This is a genomic window from Microbacterium sp. F2 (genome assembly GCF_052274505.1).
GTDB lineage: Bacteria > Actinomycetota > Actinomycetes > Actinomycetales > Microbacteriaceae > Microbacterium.
Window position 1 is genome coordinate 102,101 of sequence record NZ_JBNVBV010000004.1, and the last position, 21,145, is coordinate 123,245.

The 21,145-nt window shown below is 67.5% G+C and carries 19 protein-coding genes; 8 read left to right on the top strand and 11 right to left on the bottom strand.

Annotated features, from left to right (window positions below; all coding sequences use genetic code 11):
- Positions 1-172 precede the first annotated feature (172 nt).
- Both ACQVDU_RS09505 and ACQVDU_RS09510 read right to left on the bottom strand, forming a co-directional pair.
- Positions 173-2,452, bottom strand: coding sequence for a polyribonucleotide nucleotidyltransferase (locus tag ACQVDU_RS09505; RefSeq protein ID WP_443476980.1), 2,280 nt, complete (start codon positions 2,450-2,452; stop codon positions 173-175).
- 244 nt (positions 2,453-2,696) lie between these two features.
- Complete coding sequence (locus ACQVDU_RS09510; protein ID WP_443476981.1) at positions 2,697-4,775, bottom strand: glycosyltransferase; 2,079 nt, start codon at positions 4,773-4,775, stop codon at positions 2,697-2,699.
- A 139-nt stretch (positions 4,776-4,914) separates the two neighbouring features.
- On the opposite strand from ACQVDU_RS09510, the gene ACQVDU_RS09515 reads away from it, so the two are divergent.
- The 4 genes from ACQVDU_RS09515 to ACQVDU_RS09530 all read left to right on the top strand — a co-directional run bounded on the left by ACQVDU_RS09515 (position 4,915) and on the right by ACQVDU_RS09530 (position 9,509).
- Complete coding sequence (locus ACQVDU_RS09515) at positions 4,915-5,541, top strand: DedA family protein (protein WP_363496560.1); 627 nt, start codon at positions 4,915-4,917, stop codon at positions 5,539-5,541.
- 187 nt (positions 5,542-5,728) lie between these two features.
- Positions 5,729-6,511, top strand: a complete 783-nt coding sequence (locus ACQVDU_RS09520) for a DeoR/GlpR family DNA-binding transcription regulator (protein WP_363496563.1) — start codon at positions 5,729-5,731, stop codon at positions 6,509-6,511.
- Entirely contained in the window at positions 6,508-7,473 is a 966-nt protein-coding gene (locus ACQVDU_RS09525) for a 1-phosphofructokinase family hexose kinase (protein ID WP_443476982.1), read from the top strand. The genes ACQVDU_RS09520 and ACQVDU_RS09525 overlap by 4 nt, the downstream gene beginning before the upstream one ends.
- Positions 7,474-7,493: 20 nt before the next feature.
- Positions 7,494-9,509 carry a PTS fructose transporter subunit IIABC gene (locus ACQVDU_RS09530; RefSeq protein ID WP_443476983.1) on the top strand — a complete coding sequence of 672 codons (2,016 nt, stop codon included), beginning with the start codon at positions 7,494-7,496 and terminating at the stop codon, positions 9,507-9,509.
- A 53-nt stretch (positions 9,510-9,562) separates the two neighbouring features.
- Here ACQVDU_RS09530 and ACQVDU_RS09535 read toward each other — a convergent pair whose 3' ends face one another.
- The 7 genes from ACQVDU_RS09535 to rpsO form a co-directional block, all read right to left on the bottom strand.
- Positions 9,563-10,204, bottom strand: a complete 642-nt coding sequence (locus ACQVDU_RS09535; protein WP_443476984.1) for an FMN reductase — start codon at positions 10,202-10,204, stop codon at positions 9,563-9,565.
- A gap of 1 nt (position 10,205) precedes the next feature.
- The gene (locus tag ACQVDU_RS09540; RefSeq protein WP_443477046.1) at positions 10,206-11,402 is read right to left on the bottom strand and encodes an LLM class flavin-dependent oxidoreductase; all 1,197 of its coding nucleotides are present in this window, start codon (positions 11,400-11,402) and stop codon (positions 10,206-10,208) included.
- A gap of 113 nt (positions 11,403-11,515) precedes the next feature.
- The gene (locus ACQVDU_RS09545) at positions 11,516-12,415 is read right to left on the bottom strand and encodes an alpha/beta fold hydrolase (RefSeq protein ID WP_443476985.1); all 900 of its coding nucleotides are present in this window, start codon (positions 12,413-12,415) and stop codon (positions 11,516-11,518) included.
- A gap of 48 nt (positions 12,416-12,463) precedes the next feature.
- Positions 12,464-13,747 (bottom strand): Dyp-type peroxidase, encoded by a 1,284-nt coding sequence (locus tag ACQVDU_RS09550; RefSeq protein ID WP_300591140.1) that lies wholly within the window; start codon positions 13,745-13,747, stop codon positions 12,464-12,466.
- Positions 13,744-14,976, bottom strand: a complete 1,233-nt coding sequence (gene efeO, locus ACQVDU_RS09555) for an iron uptake system protein EfeO (RefSeq protein ID WP_300591139.1) — start codon at positions 14,974-14,976, stop codon at positions 13,744-13,746. Before efeO ends, ACQVDU_RS09550 begins: the two co-directional genes overlap by 4 nt.
- The gene (gene efeU / locus ACQVDU_RS09560) at positions 14,957-15,928 is read right to left on the bottom strand and encodes an iron uptake transporter permease EfeU (protein WP_443476986.1); all 972 of its coding nucleotides are present in this window, start codon (positions 15,926-15,928) and stop codon (positions 14,957-14,959) included. Before efeU ends, efeO begins: the two co-directional genes overlap by 20 nt.
- 158 nt (positions 15,929-16,086) lie before the next feature.
- Entirely contained in the window at positions 16,087-16,356 is a 270-nt protein-coding gene (gene rpsO / locus ACQVDU_RS09565; RefSeq protein ID WP_228177722.1) for a 30S ribosomal protein S15, read from the bottom strand.
- 145 nt (positions 16,357-16,501) lie between these two features.
- On the opposite strand from rpsO, the gene ACQVDU_RS09570 reads away from it, so the two are divergent.
- Together ACQVDU_RS09570 and ACQVDU_RS09575 are read left to right on the top strand one after the other, a co-directional pair.
- Positions 16,502-16,723, top strand: coding sequence for a DUF167 domain-containing protein (locus tag ACQVDU_RS09570; RefSeq protein WP_300590477.1), 222 nt, complete (start codon positions 16,502-16,504; stop codon positions 16,721-16,723).
- Complete coding sequence (locus tag ACQVDU_RS09575) at positions 16,723-18,027, top strand: MFS transporter (RefSeq protein WP_300590485.1); 1,305 nt, start codon at positions 16,723-16,725, stop codon at positions 18,025-18,027. The genes ACQVDU_RS09570 and ACQVDU_RS09575 overlap by 1 nt, the downstream gene beginning before the upstream one ends.
- 70 nt (positions 18,028-18,097) lie before the next feature.
- Here ACQVDU_RS09575 and ACQVDU_RS09580 read toward each other — a convergent pair whose 3' ends face one another.
- Positions 18,098-18,661 (bottom strand): YceI family protein, encoded by a 564-nt coding sequence (locus tag ACQVDU_RS09580; protein ID WP_300590478.1) that lies wholly within the window; start codon positions 18,659-18,661, stop codon positions 18,098-18,100.
- 179 nt (positions 18,662-18,840) lie between these two features.
- Positions 18,841-19,209: an FKBP-type peptidyl-prolyl cis-trans isomerase gene (locus ACQVDU_RS09585; protein WP_292712016.1), complete on the bottom strand. Its 369-nt coding sequence runs from the start codon at positions 19,207-19,209 to the stop codon at positions 18,841-18,843.
- 169 nt (positions 19,210-19,378) lie between these two features.
- On the opposite strand from ACQVDU_RS09585, the gene ACQVDU_RS09590 reads away from it, so the two are divergent.
- Entirely contained in the window at positions 19,379-20,080 is a 702-nt protein-coding gene (locus tag ACQVDU_RS09590) for a response regulator transcription factor (RefSeq protein WP_443476987.1), read from the top strand.
- Entirely contained in the window at positions 20,077-21,096 is a 1,020-nt protein-coding gene (locus ACQVDU_RS09595; protein WP_300590480.1) for a sensor histidine kinase, read from the top strand. The genes ACQVDU_RS09590 and ACQVDU_RS09595 overlap by 4 nt, the downstream gene beginning before the upstream one ends.
- The last annotated feature ends 49 nt before the right edge of the window (positions 21,097-21,145 follow it).

Sequence of the window (21,145 nt, forward strand, 5' to 3'; positions counted from 1 at the left end):
TGGTGAGTCACGGATGCCGACGCGCTCCCCGGCGCGTGTTTCGAGGGTACGGCGTACTGGCGGCGGCGCGGCGGCGCCAGGCGACACAGGCGTGAATATTACATAACACTTCGATCACGCCAGAATGCGAGAACGCCCGCCCCCAGCGGGACGGGCGTTCTCGAAACAGGGATCAGCCTTCGGCCGGAGCCTCCGGGCCCTCATTCGCCGCAGCGCGGCCTTCCTGATCGGCGGGCTCGTCGATGACGGGCTCGAGCGAGAGCTTGCCGCGGTCGTCGATCTTGGTGATCTTGACCAGGAGCTTCTGCCCGACCGAGAGGACGTCGTCGACGTTCTCGACACGCTTGCCACCGGCGAGCTTGCGGACCTCGCTGATGTGCAGCAGGCCGTCCTTACCCGGGAGCAGGGAGACGAACGCACCGAACGTTGCGATCTTCACGACCGTGCCCAGGAACTGCTCGCCGACCTCGGGGTTGGTGGGGTTGGCGATCGCGTTGACCTGTGCGCGGGCGGCCTCGGCGGACGGGCCGTCGGTCGCGCCGATGTAGACGGTGCCGTCCTCCTCGATGGAGATATCGGCGCCGGTCGCATCCTGGATCGCGTTGATCGTCTTGCCCTTGGGGCCGATGAGCTCGCCGATCTTGTCGACGGGGATCTGCACGCTGATCACGCGCGGAGCGGTCGGGGCCATCTCGTCGGGGCCGTCGATGGCGGCGTTGATGACGTTCAGGATCGTCAGACGCGCTTCCTTGGCCTGCGTGAGAGCTGCCGACAGCACCGACGACGGGATGCCGTCGAGCTTCGTGTCCAGCTGAATCGCCGTGACGAACTCGCTCGTGCCGGCGACCTTGAAGTCCATGTCACCGAGCGCGTCCTCAGCACCCAGGATGTCGGTCAGCGCCGCGTAGCGAGTCTGACCGTCGACCTCGTCTGAGACCAGGCCCATCGCGATACCGGCGACGGGTGCGCGAAGCGGCACACCCGCGTTCAGCAGCGACAGCGTCGATGCGCACACCGAGCCCATCGAGGTGGACCCGTTGGAGCCGAGCGCCTCGGAAACCTGGCGGATGGCGTAGGGGAACTCCTCGCGCGGAGGCAGCACCGGCACGAGCGCGCGCTCGGCCAGGAACCCGTGGCCGATCTCGCGACGCTTCGGGCTACCCACTCGGCCGGTCTCACCGGTCGAATACGGCGGGAAGTTGTAGTGGTGCATGTAGCGCTTGCTCGTCGTGGGCGAGAGCGAATCGATCTGCTGCTCCATCTTGAGCATGTTCAGCGTCGTGACGCCCAGGATCTGGGTCTCACCGCGCTGGAAGATCGCCGAACCGTGCACGCGCGGGATCACCTGGACCTCGGCATCCAGCGGACGGATGTCGGCAAGTCCACGACCGTCGATGCGCACGCCCTCGGTGAGGATGCGACCGCGGACGATCTTCTTCGTCACCGACTTGTACGCTGCCGAGAACTCACCCAGCGCCGTCTCGGGCAGCTCGCCAGCATCAACGGCTGCGACCAGCTCTGCCTTGACGGCATCCTTCAGCTCGTCGTCGGCGTTCTGACGCTCGACCTTGTCGGCGATCTGGTAGATCGGGACGAGCTTGTCGTAGGCGCGCCCGGCGACGAAGTCGTAGGTCTCGTCGGCGTAGGCGGGGAAGACCGGGTAAGGCTGGATCTCCTTCGCGGCGGTATTCGCGACGACGTTCTGCGCTGCGACGAGCTCCTTGATGAAGGGCTTGGCGGCCTCCAAGCCCTGCGCAACGACCTCTTCGCTGGGCTTGGTGGCGCCACCCTTGATGAGGTTCCAGCTGCCCTCGGTTGCCTCAGCCTCGACCATCATGATCGCGACGTCACCGTCGGGCAGGACGCGCCCGGCGACGATCAGGTCGAAGACGGCATCCTCGAGCTGCTCGGCCTTCGGGAACGCTACCCACTGGTCGGCGTGCTCGCCGTGACCGGGGATGAGCGCGAGACGCACACCCGCGATCGGGCCCGAGAAGGGCAGCCCCGAGATCTGGGTCGACAGCGAGGCGGCGTTGATCGCGAGCGCGTCGTAGAACTCGCCAGGCGCGATCGAGAGCACGGTGACGACGATCTGCACTTCGTTGCGAAGGCCGTCGACGAACGACGGACGCAGGGGCCGGTCGATCAGACGGCACACGAGGATCGCCTCGGTGGAGGGACGTCCTTCACGACGGAAGAACGAGCCGGGAATCTTGCCTGCAGCGTACGAACGCTCTTCGACGTCGACGGTCAGCGGGAAGAAATCGAAGCCCTCACGGGGGTGCTTGCCGGCGCTGGTGGCCGACAGGAGCATCGTCTCTTCATCGAGGTAGGCGGCAACAGCGCCCTGCGCCTGCTGTGCCAGGCGTCCGGTCTCGAACCGGATCGTGCGGGTGCCAAAACGTCCGTTGTCGAGGACGGCTTCGGCGGCGGTGATTTCAGGACCTTCCAAGAGGTCTCTCCTTCTTTGTTTCGACTCGCCCGCCCGAATGGCGCGCGAGAACGTGCGAAGGAGCAGGAACAGGCAGTGTTCGACGCGCGGCATCCCGCGTTCTCGCCGGCGCTGGCCACCAGTAGAAAGCCACCCGGCACAAAAGACGGGGAACCCACCACAGGGGACCAGCTCGCTGCCGGCCTGCTCCATGAAGCTCACTGTGAAGTTGAGCGGATGCCGTAAGGCAACCCGAACGATCCTATCAGGGCCGCGCTGGCCGCACCGGGTCGACCGGCCGCCGCTCCGGCGATTGCTGCACCGGGCGCGGTCCGGAATCCGGTGCGACAAGCGGCGGCGGCGTCGAGATCGGTCGCCGTGAGATCGTGACGTAGTCTGCGTGCTTTGCGCTCAGGCCGTCTCCGGCGGTGCGCCCGCGAAGCCGCCGCCAGAGCCAGGGCGCGGCATCGCGACGCACCCAGCCGCGCGGGTTGGGAGTGTCATCGTCGTGGAAGGCTGAGTCGAGATTCGCGAGCTCGTCAGCGTAGGGCACCCCCAGAGCCTCGGCGGCCCGATAGGCAACGAACCGATGGCCCTTCGATCGGAAGTGGACCTTGTCATCGGCCCACATGTCCAGGTCGCTGATCGCCGGCTGGGCCTCAAGATCGAGCAGCATGCAGCCGGTGTCGGCGGCTATGCGTCGAATCTCGGAGTTATAGATCGCGACGCGTCGGGCGAAGATCATCGCGGCCCGGCGCCGAGGCAGCACGATGCTGACCAGCAGCACGTCGATGCCACGGGAGCGCAACTCCACGACAGCCCGCTCGAGTCCCTTGGCCAGGGTGAGCGGATCGGCGCCGCGGCTGACCAGGTCGTTCGCGCCCATGAAGACCGACACCAGATCCGGCTCCATCTCCAGCGCACGCGGTAGTTGCTCGACGAGGAGGTCCCGGATCTTGCGGCTGCGCACGGCAAGATTCGCATACCGGAACGGCTCCGCGGTCGCCGGAAGTCTCGCCTCTCGGGCGCCGGCCAGCAGATCCGCGAGGCGGTCGGCCCACCCGCGGTACTGACCCCTCGGCATCCGCGAGGTGTCGCACAGTCCCTCGGTCAGAGAATCCCCGAGAGCAACGAAACGGCACCAGCGGGGTGCCCCCTCGGTCGCTGGCGCTGGCGGCGCTGCCGGTCGCGTCGCGGCGCGGGCGAACAAAGAGTCGTCGATCGGGCGCAGCATCCGAGCCTCGGCGTAGTGGCCGACGAGCTGGCGGCCCAGGGCCTCCCAGGTGCGATCGCGCACGGACTCGCGCGCCGCGGTCGCAAACGCGCGCCGCTTGGCGTCGTCGCCGACGAGGTCTGCCACCCGCGCACGGAGGTCGGCGAGGTCTCCCGGCCGATAGAGCCATCCGTCGACGCTGCTGCGAACGAGATCGACCGGTCCGCCTGTTCCCGTCGCGACAACCGGGACTCCCGCCGCGAGCGCCTCCTGGATCGTCTGGCCGAACGTTTCGCTTTCGCCGGGGTGGACGAAAACGTCGAACGAGGCCATGGCCTCGCCCAGCGCATCACCGGAGAGGTGTCCGAGAAAGACAGCACGCGGCAGGGCGCGCTCGAGCGCGGGTCGCGAGGGTCCATCACCGACGATGACCAGCCGGGTTCCCGGAAGATCGTGCAGGGCGGCGAGATCTTCGACCTGCTTCTCGGGGGCGAGCCGCCCGACATAACCGATGATCGCCTCACCCTGGGCGATGCGCTGCCGCCAGCTGGCGCTGCGATGCTCAGGAGCAAAGCGCACGGCATCCACTCCCCGCCCCCACCGGCGCAGGCGATCGATGCCGAGATCTTCAAGCTGGGACATGCTCGCCGACGACGGCACCAGGGTCAACGTCGAGCGGCGGTGCAGTCGCGTCAGGTGCGATTGCACGATCGACGTCGCAGCCGGAAGCCCGTACTTCTGGGCGTACGCGACTACATCCGTCTGGTAGACCGCGACAACGGGAACCTTGAGCGCGTCGGCGGCAGCCGTTCCTTGCCAGCCGAGCACGAACGGCGATGCCAGGTGAATGACATCGGGCCGGAACTCGCGCAGGTGCGCCGCAAGCTTCGCCGCGCGAGCGAACACGACGCGAACTTGTGGGTACGAGGGCAACGGCACTGACCGGAGCATGGTCGTGCGAGCGCCGGACAGATCAGCGCCGTGCAGATCCACCTCGACGTCGCCGGCCTTGGGTGCGATGACGAGGGTCTCGTGCCCTTCGTTCGCCAGATGACGAAGGATCTGGAGCACCGAGCCGGTGACTCCGTTCATGTGGGGGAGGAACGATTCCGCCAATACCGCGACTCTCACGTCTCCAGGGTGACGCGTGTCGGATCGCCGAACACGCTGAGGCAGGCACGGTTGCCGAGAGTTCACCGGATGCACGCCATCGCGTCACCGGACGTGCCCCGTTCCGTCTCCGTTCACCCTCGCGTGTTACCTCAGAGGTGTGATCGATGAGGTGCTGACGCACGTTGCCGGTAGCGCCTGGGCGCTTCCCCTCATGTTCGCTCTCGTCCTCGCCGACAGCCTCCTCGTGGTCGTCCCGGGAGAGGTCGCCGTGACCGCCTTCGGCGCACTCGCGGTGACCGTCGGCTCGCCCCCCCTGCTGGGTGTCGTGCTCCTGGCAGCGCTCGCGGCCTTCCTCGGCGACATGATCGTGTACGCCGTCGGGCGCCGCGTCGGGCTGGACCGGTGGGCGTGGATGCGGGGCCGCAGAGTGAGCGCCGCGATCGGGTGGGCGCACCGCCGCCTGCATCGATCGAGCGCAACCGTGGTCTTCACCGCCCGTTTCATCCCGTTCGCCCGACTGGCGGTGAACCTGACCGCTGGTGCATCGCGGGTTCCGGCTCCTCGCTATCTCGTTCTCGTTGCCGCGGCAGCCACGGGGTGGGCGGTGTACCAGGCCGCCGTCGGCGCGATCGTCGGACAGCTCGTTCCGGGCGGACCCGTCGTTGCCGTCCTCATCTCCATCGGGGTCGCGATCGTGTTGGGCCTGATCGTCGACCTGATCGTCACGCGGCTTTCATCCGCGCGAGACAGCCGCTCTTCCGGCACAGAAGACGCTCCCGCCTAGCTCGCACCCCGGTTCGAGACACCCCACGGTCGCCACCCAGCCCCACTCGGGCGAGTGCAGCACGTCAGCGATCTCAGGACGGCGCGCCCGAAATGCAGATCGACTCTTGTAAACCAACACATTCACAGCTACTCTCACACATACACAGATTTCGACGTCAGGGATGACGCCGGGTGGGAGAACAGTCATGTACGCGACGGAGCGCCAGCAGCGCATCGCTGGAATCGTCACCGACGAGGGTCGCGCCTCGGTAACCGCCCTGTCAGCCCTGTTCGGCGTCGCACAGGAGACGATCCGCCGCGACCTCGACCAGCTCCAGGCCGACGGCGTGCTCCTCCGCGTGCACGGCGGCGCCGTCCCCGCGGGCCGAACGAGCGCCGCAGAGCCGAGCCTGGCTGCCCGCGAAGCCACCGCAACCGAGGCCAAGGAACGCATCGCCGCGGCGGCGCTCGATCTGATCCCCCGCGGTCTCGGCGGGGCCGTTCACATTGATGCCGGTTCAACGGCAGCCCGCGTCGCGCGGCTTCTCGCCGCTCGAGAAGACGGCAACGCCTCGCTCACGCTCATCACCAACTCCGTGATCACCGCGTCGACGCTGAGCCACCTGACGACCCCTGCCGTGCGCGTGATCGGCGGACGACTTCGGGCGCTGACCGGCGCCCTGGTCGGCGCGGGAGCCATCGAGCAGATCGCCGGCTTGCGGCCGGATGTGGCGATCATCGGGACCAATGCCGTGCACGCACAGTTCGGGTTGAGCACACCTGACGAAGCCGAGGCTGAGGTCAAGCGAGCCGCTGTAGCCTCGGCGCGGCGGGTGATCGTCGTTGCCGACGCATCGAAGCTCGGCGAAGAATCTCTCGTGCGCTTCGGAGGCCTCGATGACATCGACGCCCTCGTGACCGACGGCGAACCGGATGCCGACCTGAGCGAAGCGCTGCGGGCCGCCGACGTGGATCTGGTGCGAGCATGATCGTCACCGTCACGATCAACCCGAGCGTTGATCGCACCATCCAACTTCCCTCCCGACTCGAGCGCGACGCTGTCCTTCGCGCGAGCGGTGTCACCTCGCAGGCAGCCGGAAAGGGCGTGAACGTCTCGCGGGCGTTGGCTCACGCATCCATACCGACACGGGCGATCGTGCGGGCCGACTACCACGATCCGTACGTGCGCGAACTCGTCGAGAGCGGACTGGCAGTTGTCACCGTGGATCCGGGCGCCACCGTGCGCACCAATATCTCGCTGGCCGAGCCCGACGGCACGACCACGAAGATCAACGAACCCGGTTCACCGCTGAGCACCGCCGCCGTGGCAGCCCTTCACGATGTCGTGGCCGCCGAGGCAACCCGGGCGAGCTGGCTGGTTCTTGCCGGTTCGCTCCCCCCGGGTGCCGATGTCGAACTGCTCGCCGATCTGGCACGGACGGCGCGGATCGCCGCGCCCGGCATCCGCATCGCGGTCGACACCTCGGGTGCGCCGCTTGCAGCGCTGCGCACCGCGGGCGTGCGGATCGATCTGATCAAACCCAACATCGAGGAACTCGCGGAGTTGACCGGATCGGACCCCGCTGCTCTCGGAACACCGGAAGCCGTGGCGAGCGCGAGCGCAGCACTGCGGACCGACGGAATCGTCGCCGTGCTGGCAACGCTCGGCGCCGCGGGCGCGGTCCTCGCCTTCGCCGATGGCGCCTGGCACGCCACCCACCGACCAGTGATCGCCCGCAGCACGGTCGGCGCCGGCGACTCGTCGCTGGCGGGCTACCTCATCGCCGACACGGAGGGGCTCTCGCCCGCTGCGCGGCTCGCACGCGCCGTGGCGTACGGCTCGGCCGCCGTCTCCCTGCCCGGGACTACCATCCCGCGCCCCACAGACACCCGCCCTGACCAGGTCACGGTCACCGAGATCCACCTGCCCGCCACGGTCACAGCACCGTGACGTTCATCAAAGGAGAGAACATGTCCATCATCACCCCGGAGCTTGTCGCTCTCGATGTCGCGTTGGGCGCGACATCCGGGGACGTCATCGATGCCCTCAGCACCATCGTCGCGGGCGCGGGTCGCACAACGGATGCGCACGCGCTTGCGGCAGACGCCCACGCCCGCGAGGCGCAGACCTCGACCGGTATGCCCGGCGGGATTGCGATCCCCCACTGCCGCACCGCCGCCGTGACGGAGCCCACCCTCGCGTTCGCACGGCTCTCGGACCCGGTGGACTTCGGCGACGATGACCCGAGCGATCTCGTGTTCTTCATCGCCGCACCGGTCGGAGCCGACACCGATCACCTCGCGATCCTCTCCACGATCGCCCGCGCGCTGGTGCGGGAAGAGTTCGTGGAGTCCCTGCGCGCCGCGACCTCGGCGCCCGAGGTCGTCGGCCTTATCGATGAGGCGATCGCCCCGGCGCCTGCTGCGACCACCGCGGCACCGGCGGCGTCGGGTGAGCGCGTGCTCGTCGCAGTCACCGCCTGCCCGACCGGCATCGCCCACACCTACATGGCTGCCGACGCCCTCGTCGCCGAGGCGAAGAAGCGCGGCATCCGCCTCGAGGTCGAGACGCAGGGTTCGAGCGGATCGACCGCGCTCGATCCAGCCGTCATCGCCGCAGCCGACGCCGTGATCTTCGCGGTGGACGTGGATGTTCGCGATCGGGCACGCTTCGCCGGAAAGCCGGTCGTTCAAGGCCCCGTCAAGCGTGGAGTCGAAGCTCCCGGAGCCATGATCGACGAGGCGTTGGCCGCAGCCGCGAACCCGCATGCTGCGCGGGTCGCGGGTACCGAGACCACGACGGCGACAACCGACACCGCCAGCGAACACGCCGGGCGCAAGCTGCAACGCTGGCTTCTCACCGGCGTCAGCTACATGATCCCCTTCGTTGCCGGCGGTGGTCTGCTCATCGCCATCGGCTTTGGCCTGGCGGGATACGACATCAATGCGACGGCCGGCGACATCGTCGCTTCGTCATCCCTGTGGAACCTTCCCGACGGCGGCTTCTGGACCTACATCGGCGCCGTCGCGTTTGTCATCGGTGCAGCTTCCATGGGCTTCCTCGTGCCGGCCCTTGCAGGATTCATCGCCTACGCGATGGCCGACCGGCCCGGCATCGCGCCGGGGTTCGTGGTCGGCACGATCGCCGTCATGATGAACGCCGGATTCCTCGGCGGCATCGTCGGTGGTTTGCTCGCGGGCCTCGTGGCAGCCTCACTCACCCGTATCCCGGCACCCCGCTGGCTTCGTGGGCTGATGCCGGTCGTCATCATTCCGCTGTTGGCATCGATCGCCGCATCCGGAGCCATGATCCTGTTCCTGGGCGGGCCGATCGCCTGGCTCATGACTACACTGACCGACTGGCTGAACAGCCTGACCGGCGTCGGAATCGTGCTGCTCGGCGTCATCCTCGGCCTCATGATGTGCTTCGACCTCGGCGGGCCCGTCAACAAGGTCGCGTACTCGTTCGCGGTCGCGGGCCTCGGGGCCGCGTCACTGGCGAACCAGGTGCCGCTCGAGATCATGGCTGCCGTCATGGCGTCGGGCATGGTTCCGCCACTCGGACTCGCGCTCGCATCGACGGTGCTTGCCCGTAAGCAGTTCACTCCGGTGGAGCGCGAGAACGGTGTCGCGGCGTGGCTGCTGGGTGCATCCTTCATCTCGGAGGGTGCTATCCCCTTCGCAGCAGCCGACCCACTGCGCGTCATCCCCGCGTCCATGCTCGGTGGCGCCGTCACCGGCGCCCTCTCGATGGCCTTCGGGGTCACCTCGCAGGCGCCCCACGGCGGAGTATTCGTACTCTTCGCCATCGGGAACATCCTGTGGTTCTTGCTGTCCATTGCGATCGGCGCCGTGATCACCGCTGTCGCGGTCATCGGCCTTAAGCGCATCGGTCGCCGCCCGAGCGCCGCGACTGTCGAAGCCGCGGGAGCTGCCGACGACACTGAGGCCAGCGGCGTGCTGGCCAGCGGCGCAGTCCGCGCCTGAGAACCCACGATGCCCCGGCCGTCGGGTGCGGCCGGGGCATTCGTGTATCTGCGTCAGTCGGCGGTGAGTCCGCCGAGCAGGCTCTCGAACGAGCGACCCTCGCCGAGGTAGGTAGCCGGGTCGAACGGGTCCTCAGCGACTGTTGCGCCCCGACGAGCGACGGCATCCGCGAGCTCTCCCGCGGCACGCTCGGTGCGCGAACGCAGCGAGGATGCTCCCTCGCCGCCGGCCCAGTCCTCCGATGCCGCGAACACGGATGTCGAGACCGGGTCAGCGTGCAGATAGGTGAACAGGGGGCGCATCGCGTACTCGAGGGCCAGCGAGTGCCGTGGCGACCCGCCGGTTGCTGCCAGCAGCACCGGCATCCCCCGCAACGAGTCCGGGTCCAGGATGTCGAGGAACGACTTGAACAGCCCGGAGTAGCTCGTCGTGAAGATGGGCGTGACGGCGATGAGGGCATCTGCCGAGGTCACGGTCTCGATCGCTTCAGCAAGCTCGGGGCGGGCGAACCCGGTGAGGAGATTGTCGGTGATCGCGTGAGCGTGCTCACGCAGCTCGATCACATCCACCCCGACCTCGATCTCGCGTTCGGCCAGCTGTGCACGAACGGCCTCCGCTAGCCTGTCGGCGAGGAGCCTCGTGGATGACGGGTTCGAGAGCCCCGCGGTGACGACCGCGATGCGGCGCGTGGTCATCTCACGCCCCCTGACGTGTCGCTGCGGCACCGAATGCGGCACCCGCCAGCGGCGCGCTGTCACGGTACGGGGAACCGCCGGTGACGTTGTCGCCGCGGTTGGGCCGCGGCCGAGCCTCGCGCGCGCCCCCGGCCGCTACCACCAGGCTCTCGTGAGTCGGAGCGTCAGCGACGCCTTCCGGACGATCCTTCGCGAGCTCCTTGCGGAGCACCGGTACGACCTCACCGCCGAGGATGTCGAGTTGCTCGAGGACGGCCTTGAGGGGCAGACCCGCGTGGTCGATCAGGAACATCTGGCGCTGGTAGTCACCGAAGTGCTCCCGCATCGCCGCGTACCGATCGATGACCTGCTGCGGCGAACCCACCGTCAGCGGCGTCATCTCGGTGAAGTCCTCCAGGCTCGGTCCATTGCCGTAGACCGGCGCGTTGTCGAAGTACGGACGGAATTCGCGGACCGCCTCCTGAGAGTTGCGGTGCATGTAAACCTGCCCACCGAGCCCGACAATCGCCTGCTCCTGAGTGCCGTGCCCGTAGTGCTCGAACCGCTCACGGTAGAGGGCGACCAGCCGCTGGAAGTGCTCCTTGGGCCAGAAGATGTTGTTCGCGAAGAACCCGTCGCCGTAGTAGGCGGCCTGCTCGGCGATTTCGGGAGTGCGGATCGAGCCGTGCCAGACGAAGGGCGGCACGCCATCGAGCGGGCGCGGCGTCGAGGTGAAACCCTGCAGCGGCGTGCGGAATTGACCCTGCCAGTCGACGACATCCTCACGCCACAGCCGGTGGAGCAGGGCGTAGTTCTCGACGGCGAGGTTCAGGCCCTGACGGATGTCCTTGCCGAACCAGGGGTACACGGGGCCGGTGTTACCGCGTCCGAGGATGAGGTCCGCCCGTCCGCCCGAGACGTGCTGAAGCATCGCATAGTCTTCGGCGATCTTCACGGGGTCGTTGGTGGTGATGAGTGTCGTGGCGGTCGAGAGCAGAATGCGCTCGGTTTGGCCTGCGATGTAGGCGAGCGTCGTCGTCGGCGAGGACGACCAGAACGGCGGGTTGTGATGCTCGCCGAGGGCGAAGACATCCAGCCCCACCTCCTCGGCGTGCTTGGCGATCTGCAGCGTCGCGCGGATCCGCTCGGCCTCGCTGGGGGTGTGACCTGTCGTGGGGTCTTCCGTGATGTCGCTGACGGTGAAGATCCCGAACTGCATCTGGCTCATCGTGCTCTCCGGTCCCGGTCGCGGGGTGTGCGGCCGATCTATGCAAGTGAATGTATCTCGTGTAACGCGACCGCGTCGAATCTATTCCCGCCGGCCTCGAGACCTCACCGATCCATGGGGCCGTCTATCTCGGCGAACATCGCGAGCATGTCGCGCACCAGTTGGTGCGGTGCTGTTTCACAGGGACTGTGTCCCGTCTCGTAGACCGCCACCTGCGCACCGATGCTCTGCGCGTACGACAGATACTGCTCGGTCGGCCACAGGTCGTGGGCGCCCGTCGCGACGAGCGTGGGCACGGATGCTGCGCGCACCGCATCGGCGACGTCCGGCATCCGCATCATGAGCCCGACGATGTGATCGACACTTTCTCGTCGGGTGAGAGCGAACCGCTCACGAACGAAGGCGATGCGTTGCGGGGGGACCCGGTTCAAGTTGTTACGGATGCCCCACAGCATGAGGGATGCGCCGCTTCGCGGGCCCGCGAGACTGCTGAAGCGGCCGATCCGCTTCACCCCCCGGAACACTTGTCCGGTCGCCGGCGGCGTCGACAACAGCGTGAGCGAGGAAAACAGCTCCGGCCGCGCAGCGACGATCAGCTGCGACACGAGTCCCGCGAACGAATACCCGAGGACGTGCGCTCGCGGCCCGCTCTCGAGGACGGCGGTCAGGTCATTGATGAACAGCGGATAGTCGTAGCGGGCGCGGGGCGGATCGAGGTTCTCGGGACCGGCATCCCGTGACTCATACTGCCCAGCGAGATCGTAAGCCTCCACGCGGTAGCCGGCCTCAGCGAGCAGCGGCAACATGAGGGTGAAGTCCTCTTTGGACCCCGTCACACCCGGGAAGAGCACGACACGACCGCGTGCACCGCTTCCGAGACCCACCCGCGCGAGCCTCCCGCTCGGCGCAGAGAAGTGGTCACGCACAGTGCCGGCGGGAAAGACCCGCCAGTCGAGATCGGGAATCGCCGCGTCCCGCTCGCGGGCGTCATCGGTAAGCGTCATCGACGCCCGAGACTACTCCAGCCCTCCCCACACAGGCAGCATTCGCCGCTAGGAGAACAGCCCCGCGCCGACGAAAGATCCCTCACTCGGCGCTGGAGGCACTGCCCAGATGCCCGAGCCCACGGTCGTGACGTACTCCATCATCAGATCCGTCGCCACCGAGCGCTGCACCGTGATGAATCGATCCGGCGAGCGCACGTAACCGAGGAAGAACAGTCCGGCATCGAGGCGTCCCAGCGCCGTATTGCCGTCGACGTAGTTGTATCCGCGCCGCAGCATCCGGATCCCGCCGTTGTTGGCCGGATGGGCCCGGGAGACGTGCGAACGCGGATCGATCGCGAGCCCCGCCGCACCGGATGCCGCAAAGTCGGGCGGCGCGAATTCGTCACCGCCACTGAGGGGAGCCCCGGTTCCCTTCGCGCGCCCGGTGACGCGCTCCTGCTCCGCCAGGCGCACGCGATCCCACGTCTCGATCTTCATGGCGATCTTGCGCGCCACGAGATACGAGCCCCCCGCGAGCCATGTCGGTCCGTCGTTGGCGGACACCCACACGTGCTCGTCGAGGGCTGCCGTGTCATCCGCGAGGATGTTGGCGGTGCCGTCCTTGAAGCCGAAGAGATTCCGGGGAGTCTTGCTTGTCGCCGATGTGCGCGAGGTTCGCCCGTACCCCAGCTGCGACCACCGAAGCCGCGCGCGCCCGAAAGCGATGCGACTGAGGTTGCGCACGGCATGCACCGCCACCTGCGGATCATCGGCGCACGCCTGAACGCACAGGTCTCCCCCGGTGTGACCGGGGTCGAGGTCGTCGCCGAGGAACGGAGGGAGCGCGGCGAGCGAGCCCGGTGCCAGTGACGCCAGACCGAAACGATCGACCCCCTCGGCCGTGCTGAACAACGTTGGGCCGAAGCCGATCGTGATCGTGAGGTTGCTGGCGGGAAGTCCGAGCGCCTCGCCCGTATCGTCGGGCGGGGCTTCGGGCGAACCGCCGACAGCACCGGTCGCGCTGACTTCCAAACCGAGCATCATACGTGCCGCCGCGTAACTCCAGTCCTGCAGGAGTTCGACGAGATCTTGCCGTGAAGCGCCCTCCATCACGTCGAACGCAGCAAAGTGCAGGTGGTCTTGCACGTCGGTGGTGATGCCCGCCGGGTGGGCGCCATAGAACTGGTGGGTGTCGGCGACTGACGCGGCATCCGGCCGCGTCAGCGCGATGGCCGATGCCGCTCCGGCACCAACCGCGACGCCCGCCGCACCAGCGCCGAGCGCGAGCCCCAGCAGACCTCGCCTGCTCAGGCCCGCCCGCGGCGTTTCGGATGCCGGTTCTTCGCTCATTGCAGCACGGTCACCGTGAGCTGCGACAGCGGCTCGGCTAGGGCGTTGATGCGATCCGAGAGAGCACGGGTGTCGGCATCCGTCAGGGTGCTGTAGGAGACGAAGCCGTCCTGTAGCGACCCGAAGGTTGCCAGCTCCGCTTCCAGCTGCGCGTAACCCTCGTCGATCTGGGCGACGAGTTGCTCACCGTCGGGGCCACTTGAGACGGCGAAGTCACGCACGAGCGAAAACGCCATCTTCGACCCCTCGACGTTGGCGGCGAAGTCGTACAGATCGGTTCCCGACCACCAGTCCTCCTCGCCGCTGATCTTGCCGGTCGCCACCTCATCGAGCAGTGCGATGGCGCCGTTGGAGATGCCCGCGATGCCCTGCGACTCAAGCGCGTCGATGAACTCGTTGCCGTGCACATAGTCGTACAGCTCCTGCACATCGGCGATCAGCAGGTCACCGAATTCCGCCCTCTGCTCGGGCGTCGATGGCTCCCAGTCCTGCCATGCCGGGGTCACACCATCGGAGTTGAGAGCATCGGATGCTGGCACCCAGAGATCCTTCTCGATGCGGTGGAACCCCGTCCAGTCGAGCCCCTCCGCGACCGCGTCGACCTCCCGGTAGTCGATACGCGGGTCCAAGTCGCCGAGCGCCTCGGCAACCGGCTCAATGCGCTCGTAATACGCACGGACCTGCGGGAACATCTGCTTCGCTGTCTCGTCGTCGCCCGCCACATAGGCAGCGACGAACTCGTCGACAGCCGGCACGAGCTGACCGACCTGGTCTTTCACGAATGCCGCGTAGAGATCGACCGCCTGCTGCTTGAGCTCAGCATCCTCGCCATCCACCGCCACGGAATCTCCGGTCACCGTGAATGCTGCTCGGCCGACACCGTCGCCGATCATTCCGGGCTTGCACAGCGTGTAGTAATCGCCGGGCTGGGTGAGAACGGTGAGCGTCCGGGACGCACCGGGCGCGATGTTCTCGACCTCCCCGACGATCCGGAGTCCGTCACTGGCGAGCAGGTAGAACTCGGTGGTTTCCGACCCCGCGTTCGTCACCGCGAAGTTCAGCGTGCCGCTGGCCGCACTGGCCGAGGAGATCTCGCAGGAGTCCTCCGTCGAGGTGACGGTGATCGCGTCGCCGCCTGCCTGGTCGGCCCGTACGACGCATCCGGCGAGCACGAGCGAACCGGCTGCGGTCACGGCGACCAGGGCCAGACTACGAGAGAGGGTGTTCATGGGTCTCCTTGCTGTGGGGACTGACTGCGGACGAAAGAAGGCTCGAGTCGGCAGCGTCCGTCGGGGTCGCCGCGGGACGCGGGCGTGCGGGGAACGCGCGGACAAGAAACACCGTGCCGACGACCGCAACGTAGAGCACCCATGCGATCACTTGGAGCCAACTCATGCGGGCGGTGAAGCCGATGGTCGCCTGCAGGATGACGGCGCCCGGGCTCGTGGGGTCGAGGATGCCGGTGAGATCGAACGCCCAGCCGAAGGGGAATCCCGCCCATCCGCGGGCCACCGCCCCTGCCGCATCGATGGGTGCGAGAGCCGTGGTGGGACCCGGGAGCACCCCGGCCTCCTGCAGGTCGCCGATCCCGTAGGCCAGGACGCCAGCGGCGACAAGGATCAAGAAGGCGCCGGTCCAGGTGAAGAACAGCCGGAGGTTCAGGCGTAGCATCCCGCGGGCAACGAGCCAGCCAAGCGCCGCGGCACAGAGGATGCCGAGAACGGCGCCGGCGAGCGACTCGGGCGCGTTTCCGAACGACTGCACCATCGACCAGAGCAGAAGAGTCGTCTCCACGCCCTCGCGAGCGACCGACACAAAGCCCAGAACGACGATTCCCCACAGTCCCCCGGTCGCGATCGCCCGGTCGACGCCGCTGCGTAGTCCCCCGGCGAGTGTCCGCGCGTGGGCCTGCATCCAGAAGATCATCCACGTGACCATCGCCACGGCGACCAGCGACAGCAGGCCCCCGATGATCTCCTGTGCTTCGAACGTCAACGCATAAGCACCGAACGTGAAGAATGCTCCGATAGCAAGGGCCAGCGCGATCGCACCCCCGACTCCCAACCACAAGCGCGGCAGCACGTCGCGACGCTTCAGCTGCGTCAGATAGGCCACCAGGATGCCGATAACGAGGGCGGCTTCGAGGCCTTCGCGAAGGCCGATGAGAAAGCTAGCGAGCACGCGGATCCTCGGAACGATTCGGTAAGGCTTACCTAAGCCATCCGAGAGACTACTCCCCCGCCGTCGGCTGAGCAATTCCCGCCCGCACCCGTCAATGACGAAGGGCCGCCCCACACCGTGGGACGACCCTTCGAGAAAGCGATGGACGCGGTTCGCGCTTAGCGGCGAAGCCCGAGACGCTCGATCAGCTTGCGGTAACGCTCGATGTCGATGTCCTGGAGGTAGCCGAGCAGACGACGGCGCTGACCCACGAGCAGGAACAGGCCACGACGCGAGTGGTGGTCGTGCTTGTGCTCCTTGAGGTGCTCGGTGAGGTCTTTGATGCGCTGCGTCATGAGCGCGACCTGCACCTCGGGGGATCCGGTGTCACCGGGGTGCGTTGCGTACTCTTCGATGATCGCCTTCTTGGTCTCTGCTTCCAGTGCCATAGAACGATCCCCTCTCTCTTCGTTGCGCGGTGCCCGTCACCTGCTGTGCGAGCTCTCTTTCTCCGCGGCCGATCTAACGGCAACCGAACAACTCTACCAGCCCGAGCCAGAGCCTGCGAGCGCGTGCGCAGAGTAGCCTCGTCGGGTGCGCATCACCGTCCGGACAAAGCCCGGGAGCCGGCGCGGTCCCCTGGTCGAGACGGTGGGATCCGATCTCGTCGTGTATCTGCGGGAACCGGCACACGAAGGCGAGGCCAACGCCGCTCTCCCCCGGGTGCTGGCAGAACACTTCGGCACCTCGCCGAGCCGGGTCTCGATCGTTCGGGGACATTCGGCGCGCGTCAAACAGGTCGAGGTCGACCTGTGATGGCGCGGCTCTCGCGCGACCAGTTCCTTGATCTCCGCCCCTTCCGCGCAAGCCCCGCCTTCGCGCGGCTGTGGATCGGGTCGACCCTGGCAGGCCTTGGCGGGCAGCTCACGATCGTCGCGGTCATGCTCCACGTCTACGACCTCACGCAGAGCACCTTCGCCGTCTCCATGATCGCCGTCGTCGGGCTTGTCCCGATGGTCGCGGCAGGACTCTACGGCGGAATGCTCGCCGACGCCTTCGACCGGCGCCTGGTCGCGCTGCTGGCGGCATCCATCACCTTCGCCTCTACCGCTCTGCTCGCGATCCTCGCGTGGACCCAGCTCGAGTCGGTGTGGTCGCTCTACGCGCTCAGCATCGTCAACTCCGCCGCGAACTCGGTGGTACTCGCCACGCGCTCAGCGATCGTTCCCCGATTGCTCCCCCGGCAACTCCTTCCGGCTGCCGCAGCACTGCAGGGGATCACCGTCGGGATCATGGTGATGGCTGGACCCGCTTTGGCCGGCATACTGGTCGCGACGGTCGGCTACGCGTGGACCTACTCGGCCGACGTGGTTTTGATGACCTCCCTCTTCCTCGGGCTGTGGACCCTCCCTCGCATCGTCCCCGAAGGCGAGATCGTCCGACCAGGACTCGAGTCCCTGCGCGACGGCGTCGCATTTCTCCGACGCGCTGCCAACATCCGCCTGCAATACATCCTCGACATCACTGCGATGACCTTCGGGCAGCCGCTCGCCCTCTTCCCGGCGATCGGGGCAGTGCTCCTGGGCGGCGGCGCTATCACGACTGGCGTTCTTACTGCGGCCTTCGCCGCGGGCGCGTTCGTCTCGAGCCTGCTCTCGGGGCGCATTGGGCGCTACCGCAGACACGGCCTGGGGATCGAACGCGCGATCCTCGTCTACGGCGTCGCTATCGGTGCGTTCGGCATCGTGCTGCTGATCGCGGCGCTCACGAGTGGCACGACCGGTGGCGCAGAACTAGCTCCTCGCGTCGGGCTGCTCATCGCGGCGGTCCTCGTTCTAGCCGTGGCGGGCGGGGCCGACAACGTCAGCGCGATCTATCGGTCGACCATGATGCAATCGGCCGTCCCCGACGCTATCCGCGGGCGCCTGCAGGGCATCTTCATCGTCGTCGTCGCCGGCGGACCCCGAGTGGGCGCGCTCTACGCCGGAACCCTTGCGACGTTCACGACTCTCTGGTTCCCACCGCTCCTCGGCGGACTGCTGATTCTGGCGATCGTGACCACCCTCGTGCGCGTGAGTCCCGGGTTCCGCGCGTACGACGCCGACAACCCCGTCCCCTGATCAGGCTCGCCGCAAACGACGGTGGGGCGGATGCCGCAGCATCCGCCCCACTGAAAGGTCGTGCGTTGCCTCAGTCGGCCTGGAGCGCGCCCTGAAGATCGAGCTCGATCGTCACGTCCTTGCCCACGAGCACGCCACCGGTCTCGAGCGCGGCGTTCCACGTGAGGCCGAAGTCCTCGCGGTTGATGACAGCCTTGGCCGTTGCGCCGGCCTTGTAGTTGCCCCACGGGTCATTGCCGAAGCCACCGAACTCGACCTCGAAGGTCACGGGCTTGGTGATGCCGCGGATCGTGAGGTCACCGTCGACGAAGAAGTCGCCGTTCTCGATGCGCACACCGGTCGAGACGAAGTCCATCGTGGGGTACTTCTCGGCGTCGAAGAAGTCCGCCGAGGCGAGGTGCTTGTCGCGGCCCTCATCCTTCGTGTCGACCGAGGTCACATCGACCGACGCGGTCACGGTGGTCTCGAGCGGGTTTGCGGGAGTCACGAACGTCGCGCTCTTGACACCGAAGGTGCCGCGCACCTTCGAGATCATCATGTGCCGGACGGTGAAGTGGACCTCGCTGTGCGACGCATCAAGCTGCCACGTGCCGACGCGGTAGCCGGGGATCTCGACGGTTGTCGTTTCGGTCATGCTCTCTCCTCGGGAGTTCTCTGGGCCGCCACGCGGCGACAAGAGCCCCAACACCGCAGCTCGGGCGCTCTATTCCCGTGAATGGAAAAATTTGCGAGCGCGTCATCTCCCGGTCATCGCAGCGACGAAACGGCGGCGGATGCCGAAGCATCCGCCGCCGTGCGAAAAGTCAGAAATACTCAGCCGACCGAGACGAGGTCGATGATGAAAATGAGGGTCTTGCCGCCCAGGAAGTGGCCACCGGCGGGGCCGTACGCCAGGTGAGGCGGGATCACCAATTCGCGGCGACCGCCCTCACGCATCCCCGGAATCCCGTCCTGCCAGCCCTGGATGAGTCCGCGGAGCGGGAACTGGATGCTCTCACCGCGGTTCCACGACGAGTCGAACTCCTCACCCGAGTCGTACTCGACGCCGACGTAGTGCACGGTGACGCTGTCGCCCGGCTTCGCCTCGGCTCCCTCACCCACGATGAGGTCACGGATGACGAGTTCGGAGGGAGCGGGGCCCTGCGGGGCGTCGATGTCGGGCTTGGTGCGGTCATCAGTCATGCTCACCATCCCACCAGAGCCGGTCGCGGCGCGCAATGCGGCGCCGCCACGACCGGTACGACGCCGAGCATCCGGAGGGACGCACTGTCGATTGCGGTGGTGATTACGAACTCCTGACGACTCCGCCCCCGCGGGTGTCGCGAGACGACCGGATGCCTATAGTGGGGCCGTGGTGCGCCTGATGCTGGTCGAAGATGACCGGACGATGCGCGAAACTGTCGCCGCTTACCTGACCCGCGCCGGGCACGATGTGGTAGCGGTTGCCGACGGCGACGCAGCAGTTGCGCGATTCGCCGAGTCCGGCGTCGACCTCGTGCTGCTCGACCTGATGCTCCCGGGCTCGAGCGGGTTCGAGGTCACGCGAAGACTGCGCGCGATGCGGCGCGACCTTCCCCTCATCATGGTGACGGCGCGCACGCAGGAGCACGAACGGGTTCAGGGGCTGCTCGCGGGAGCCGACGACTACATCACGAAGCCTTTCAGCCTGCGGGAACTCGATCTACGCATCCGTTCCCTGCTGCGCCGGGTCACCACCGCTCCCCCTGAAACACCCGACATCCTCGTCGACGGCGATCTCCGCGTCGAGGTCGCCGCCGGCCGCGCTCTCCGGAACGAGGAAGCCCTGGCTCTCACAGCGCGCGAGTTCGATCTCCTGGTGTGGTTCCTGCAGCACCCGGGAGTCGTTCACAGCCGCGAAGATCTCATCCGCGAGGTCTGGGGCTGGAACGTCGGAGATCCCTCGACCGTAACGGTGCACGTGCGGCGCCTCCGCGAAAAAGTCGAGTCCGAAGCCTCCCGCCCGACCCGGTTGGCGACGGTGTTCGGCAAGGGATATCGCTGGGATGCGGCGGAGTCGGGGGGCGCGACGTGACCCCGGACGAGAACGCGGTGCTCCTGTCGATCCTGACCACGGCAGGCGTCGGGCTGGCGGGTACGGCGATCGTGGCGGCACTCCCCCGCTCCCGGCCGGTCGTGGCTGCCATCGCAGCGCCGTTCGTCGTGGTCGCCTCGCTCGCCGCCGGTGTTGCTGTCGCGACTCGACAGATGCTCATCGACGATCACACGTCCCAGACGCTGCTCATCGTGCTGGCCGCCTGCGCCCCCCTTGCCCTCCTTGTCGGCCTCGTCCTTGCCCGGCGGGCGCGCGCGGTCGAGCGGGACGCAGCCGCCGAGCGCGCCGACAGACAGCGCGCGCGTGAGGTCGAAGACTCCCGACGAGAGACTGTCCGCTGGCTCTCCCACGACCTGCGGACGCCGCTTGCCGGCATCCGGGCATTGGCGGAGTCTGTCGCAGAGGACGGCTCGCCCGACGACCCGCCCGCGCGCATCGTGCGCGAAGTCGACCGACTCGACGCGATGGTCGACGACATCGTGGAACTTTCGCGGCTTCACGGTCAGAGCAGACGTGAAATCACGACGGCAGCGCTCGATGACATCGTGTCGGACGCCGTTGCCTCCGTCTCACCGCTGGCAGCCGCCCAGGGCGTGCACATCGAAGCGGCGGCCCTTGGCGGCGACGTCGTCGAGGTCGAGGTCCGTGAAATCACCCGCGCCGTCACGAACATCATCAGAAACGCCGTGCAGCACACCCCCGCGGGAGGTCGCGTGCTGCTCACGACGACACGGGCAGACGCCTGGGCCGTGGTTTCGGTCACAGACGGCTGCGGCGGCATACCGGCAGGCGATCTGCCACACCTTCTCGAACCCGGATGGCGCGGGGACGCGGCCCGATCCGGCAGCGGAATGGGCCTCGGCCTTGCGATCGCCGACGAGGTAGCCCGAGCTCACGGCGGGGCCGTGACGATCGTCGGGACAGCCCCAGCAGACGGCTGCACCGTGAGCCTGCGGCTGCCGGCAGATAAGGGCGACGCCTCGGGTCAGTCCTAGCTCGGGCCGCCCGGCAGGTTGCGGCAGTTCGTACGGACCCGTGACAAGC